Source organism: Mycobacterium sp. 1245852.3 (assembly GCF_001669335.1).
Taxonomy (GTDB): Bacteria; Actinomycetota; Actinomycetes; order Mycobacteriales; family Mycobacteriaceae; genus Mycobacterium; species Mycobacterium europaeum_A.
The window spans coordinates 1-4,942 of the sequence record NZ_LZLL01000339.1; the positions used below are offsets into that span (position 1 = coordinate 1).

The 4,942-nt window shown below is 70.7% G+C and carries 4 protein-coding genes; all 4 read right to left on the minus strand.

Going from position 1 to position 4,942, the window contains the following annotated elements; translation table 11 throughout:
• Positions 1 to 71: 71 nt before the first annotated feature.
• Positions 72 to 3,398 (minus strand): arabinosyltransferase domain-containing protein, encoded by a 3,327-nt coding sequence (locus tag A9W96_RS15265; RefSeq protein WP_067140904.1) that lies wholly within the window; start codon positions 3,396 to 3,398, stop codon positions 72 to 74.
• Between the two features lie 67 nt (positions 3,399 to 3,465).
• Positions 3,466 to 4,089 carry a maleylpyruvate isomerase family mycothiol-dependent enzyme gene (locus tag A9W96_RS15270; protein WP_067140907.1) on the minus strand — a complete coding sequence of 208 codons (624 nt, stop codon included), beginning with the start codon at positions 4,087 to 4,089 and terminating at the stop codon, positions 3,466 to 3,468.
• Positions 4,086 to 4,571: an SRPBCC family protein gene (locus tag A9W96_RS15275; protein ID WP_067140909.1), complete on the minus strand. Its 486-nt coding sequence runs from the start codon at positions 4,569 to 4,571 to the stop codon at positions 4,086 to 4,088. Before A9W96_RS15275 ends, A9W96_RS15270 begins: the two co-directional genes overlap by 4 nt.
• On the minus strand, positions 4,568 to 4,891 hold the full coding sequence (locus A9W96_RS15280) for a helix-turn-helix transcriptional regulator (RefSeq protein ID WP_067140912.1): 324 nt from the start codon (positions 4,889 to 4,891) through the stop codon (positions 4,568 to 4,570). Before A9W96_RS15280 ends, A9W96_RS15275 begins: the two co-directional genes overlap by 4 nt.
• Between the last annotated feature and the right edge of the window lie 51 nt (positions 4,892 to 4,942).

A 4,942-nucleotide genomic window follows, 5' to 3' on the forward strand; every position in this document is an offset into this window, starting at 1 on the left:
GTCGGTTCGCGACCCGTCCCCCGCAAGCGGGAGGTGCCCCCGGCGCCCGGCTTCGCCGCCCTTGCGATCGCTCATGGCAGCGCCCGAATCGGTCCCTGCCGGCTCCACCCGTGCACTGTCATCACACCCTGTTCGATTGTGGCGTCCGGCGCCTGATCAGCCGGCACCAACCGGAAGTACTGCTCCACGGATCCCCAGTCGCGATGCCAGTCACCCCGCAGGTACGTCGCGATCGTCGAGGTACGAAGCATCGACTGAGTGATCAGGAACGGACCCCCGTCCTCGCTGGCCTCCCACCCGTTCGACGACGCCGCCGTCTGCTTGTGGTCGGGCAGGATGCGGTATGCCGGTAGTTCGGCAACGCCAAGGTGTTCGGAGAACGGCCGCTGGCACGGGAAGTTCGCAGCCGTGGCGATGTCCATCAGCACGGGGGTCTGCGACCCCATCAACTGCTGCAGGGTCTGCAGCACCGGGACGCGCGGCGGCGTGATCGCGAACCACTGGTCCGAGCTCAGGTTGGGGTCGTAGGCGACGATACGGGCCACGTTGGCCTCCGGTGGCGCCCAGGTGAGCGGGAACCGCAGGTTGCGCCACGCCGGCTCCGGCCCGATGTCGATCGGATACACCTGTGCCAGCGGCTGGGTGGTGCCGTCGGGACGGGAGACGCCCCACTGCAGTTTGAGCTGCTGCCCATAGGTGAAGGTGCCGTCCTCCTTGTACGACCAGATGGCACCGGCAGCCGTCACCACCACGATCGGCCGGTCCGGGCTACGCGGCGGCAGCTGGTACCAGGCCGAGGTCGCGGTGGCGGCCAGCGAGTTCTCGCCGTAGCTGCCCATTACCGGGGTGCGGGCCGGGTCCAGTCCGAAGGGCAGCGCGGCATGCGAGCCGTTCACCCCGACCGGTCCTTTCCCGCCGGCCGTGCCCGCGGAGTCGGTCATGGTGGCATTGGGTTTGTTGGGTGAGCCGGTGGAATTCACCACGCCCGGCTTGGTGACCACCGGGTACGACCTCAGGTCGTCGCCCACGCCGTCGGGTTTGAAGCCGACCGGGTTGACACCGCCCAGCGGGCCGTCCGGCCCGAACGTCTGCCCGGGCGCCGGCTGCAGCATGCCGGCGTTGGGGTCGGGCTCGGCCAGCACGTCGTCGGCCATGGCGCAGCTGGTCTTCGACAGCCCCGAGCTGATCGCGGCGAGGTTCGCCTTGCCGGTGGTGTAGAGCGGATAGCGGAACACCGCGCCCTTGGTCAGCGACGCGACTTCGCCGACGACCATGATGGTTGCGACCACCAGCAGCGGCGTCGACGCCAGCACCCGGTTGCGCCGGTTGTCCTTGACCTCGGTGTGCCCGGCGTAGTCCATCCGGAAGTGCTGCCAGGCGGCCAGCAGGCCGGTCGCGATCGACAGCGCCAAAAACATCGACGTCACCGGGTGGCTGGCCACGACCGGCTGGATGTCGTACCACGGCACCCCGTAGTTGCCGACGTAGAACCAGCCGTTGATGCCGGAGGTCGCCACCGCCAGCACGAACAGCAGGGCGGTGACGTACAGGGTCAGGTTGCGGCGGTTGTGCAGGCCGATCCGGGCCAGGGCGAACGCGGTCACCGCGCCCAGCGCCCCGGCCAGCCCGGCGAACGCACCGAACTGGACCGCCCACTTCGTCGGGGTGAACGTCAGCAACAGCAGGCCGAAGGCGCATGTGCCGATCAACCGCCAGGCCGGCCCGGTGGCCACGCCCGGAATCCGGCCGCGGCGCAGCAGGGTGACCAGCATGCCGAACATGCACAGCAGCAGCACCAGCACCGCGAATCGCCGGGCCATCGACCCGTCGGGGTTCGATTCCACCGTGAGGAAGTAGTAGCGCAGCCAATCCTGGTACCAGGCGATGGTCGGGCCGACCTTGTACTTGATGCGGGCCGATTCCCCGACCGTGGCCAGCGTCTGACTGCGGAAGACCACCACGAGGACCAGCGACGCCGAGGCCGCCAGCACGGCCAGCGGTGCGAGCAGGCCGTCGCTTTGCCGGCGGCGCCGGATCGTCTGGGCGACGGCGCGCGCCCCGGTCAGCAGCGCGGCGACGGCGATCAGGCCCTGCGGTGCCAGCGTCGCGCTCAGCAGCGCCACGATGATGGCCACCGCCGCCGGGGCCAACCGACGCAGCGCGATTGCCCGTTCCACCAGCATCCAGGTGACCAGCACGCCGAGGGCGATCAGCGGTTCGGGCCGCAGTCCGTTGTTGAACGGCAGCCACGCCGCCACGAACACCGCGCCCGCGGTGAACACCGCCACCCGGTTGGCCGCCAGGCCGCCGCGGCCGGGTCCGAGCCGGCGCAGCACCCAGTGGCTGATGATCAGCCAGCAGCCGATCGCGGCCAGCGTGGCGGGCAGTCGCATCCACACGCCGGCCGTGCTGACGGAGGCCATCTTGGCCAGCAGGCTCAGGTACCAGTCGAAGGGAGCGTCGGTGGTGCCGAAGTAGCGGTAGTAGTCGGCGATGTAACCGGCGCCGGGGGCGACCCGCGCGATGGCCAGGTTGTAGCCGTCGTCCGACGACGTGGCGCCGATGATGTGCCACAACAGCAGCGTGGCGATGACCCCGGCGTCGGCGATCCACGTCGCGATGCCCACCCGCCGCCAGTTGGCAAGGTGCGTGCCGGGGCGATACCGGGAGAGCCAGGCGATCGGGGAGCGCCAGTTGAGCAGGGTGCTGCCGCCCCGGCTGCGGCGGTCCAGCACCGCGAGCGCGATGATGGCCGTCAGCACCGCCAGGGCGCCCAGGGCCATCACGATTTCCTTGAGGACGGTGGGCGCGGTGATGAAGCGGGTGTCGATGTCGATGCGGGCCGACAGACCCGGCCCCGCGGGCACCTTCATGTCGGTGAAGACGCCGCCCACCTGGGGTTTCTTTTCGGGCGACAGGATCCCCGAGGCGCCCGGTATGCCGACGAAGTCCGCGCCGGTCGCGCCGGCGTCGGCCCAGACGTGCAGCACGCTGCAGCCGCCGGCGGCGACGGCCGAGCGTTGCGCGACCGCGGCCACGGTGTCGCGGAACGCGACGACGACGACGTCCGTGTTCGCCCGCACGAACAGCCCGTTCTTCCCGGCGTCCATGCCACCCGGCGGCAGCGTCGCGACGACCAGGCCGCCACCGGCGGGCAGGGTGGCGATGTCCGGGCAGGGAATGGAGATGTCCAGCGCGCGGGGCGCCCCGGACACCAGCGGCGCGGTGATCTGGCTGACGTGCCCGTCCGTGCTGCCCTGGGGCCACAGGACCGTTGCGGTGGTCTGCCGCACCGGAAGCAGCGGGACGGACAGGCACAGCAGCAGGCCCACGATTCCCGCGATGGCGGCCACCGACCGGGGGATCCGCTGCGATCGCTCTTTACCGTCGTGGGGCACGAGGCTCGATCGTAAGCGACGCTGCTTTGTCCGATGAGGACGCGGGGCCGCGCGGGCACCGGGGACGCTATCCGCGGACGCGGTCCGCCAGCGTGGCCAGCCCCGGACCGTCCAGGTCGGCCAGGGCGGCCGGACGCCCGGTCATGGCCAGCAGGAGCGCCTCGCCGGGGCCGGTCACCTCGGGCCCGTCGCCGTGCGTCCACTCGACGTCGGTGGCGCGCAGGCGCAGGCCCCGGATCCTGCGTCCGGCGCCGAGCCGGGGATTGCCGGGCACCAGCGGAAGGATCCGCTCGAGCCGATCGGGCGGCACCTGCCGCGGCCGGTCGAGCGCGCGGCGGATGTCCTGGTGATGGATGGTGCCGTCGACGAGCGCGATCATCCCGCCGAAACCCGCGGTCAGTCCCCGCGGTTGGAGGTGGCCGCGCAGGAATTCCAGCAGCTGTTGCGGGGTCAGGGCCGCGAATTCGTCGACACCCACCTGGTTCGCCCGCACGATCGCGCCCTTGGCGAACCGTTTCAGCAACCCCAGCGCGCCCAGCTCCTCGTAGCTGATCACATGCGCGACAACGTCTTTGACGCTCCAGCGGGTGCACAGGGTGGGCGCCTGCCAGTCTTGCGGCGCCAGGGTGGCCAGGAATTCGGCGAGGTCGGCCCGCTCGGCGCGGGCCATGGTCATCAGGTCGGCGCTCATCGCGGATCACCGCCGACGATCAACTCCCGGTACCGGCCGAGGTACAACGGCCAACCCGCGTCGCCGTCGACGCCGTCGGCGACGGACTCCCAGCCCGGCCCGTGCCGGTCCAGGTGGCGGTGTACGAGGTCGACCCGGGTGCGTTCACCGGACTCGGCGGTGAAGCGGACGTCGACCTCGCTCGTCTTGGCCGGGTCGGTTTCCAGCTGCCATGTCGGACCGATGTCCCAGCTGAACACCACGCGGTGTGGCGGCTCGTAGACCAGGATCCGCGCCCATCGGCACACGCTGCCGTCGACGCCTCGGTCGTAAATATGGCCGCCCACTTGGGGTTCGAACACCGTCTCGGCGATCGGGACCGCCAACAGGTTGTGCTCGCGCGGCTTGAACGCGCCGAACTGCTCGGTGAAGACGGCGAACGCGCGCTCGATGGGGGCGTTGACGACGATGTGGTGGTTGACGTTTCCAATCCGCTGGGTCATGGTGCTCCCTCGTTCATCTCGTCGATGGTCTGCGCGTAGCCGGCCAGCGCCTGTGTCCAGAACCGGTCGAGATCGGCGCGCAGCGCCTGCAGGCCGGCCGGATCGAGCTGATAGACGCGACGGGTGCCAGCGGCGCGGTCGCGCACCAGCCCGGCGGACTTGAGCACCTTGAGATGCTGGGACACCGCCGGTCTGCTGACCGGCAGGTCGCGGGCCAATTCGCCGACCGCCGACGGGCCGTGGGCAAGACGCTCCACGATGGCCCGCCGCGTCCCATCCGCCAGCGCCAGCCAGACGTCACCCGTTTGGTAAGTGACCACGAACCGTAAGTCTAGGCTTACCGACGGCGGGACGGCAAGGGTCGGCCCGCG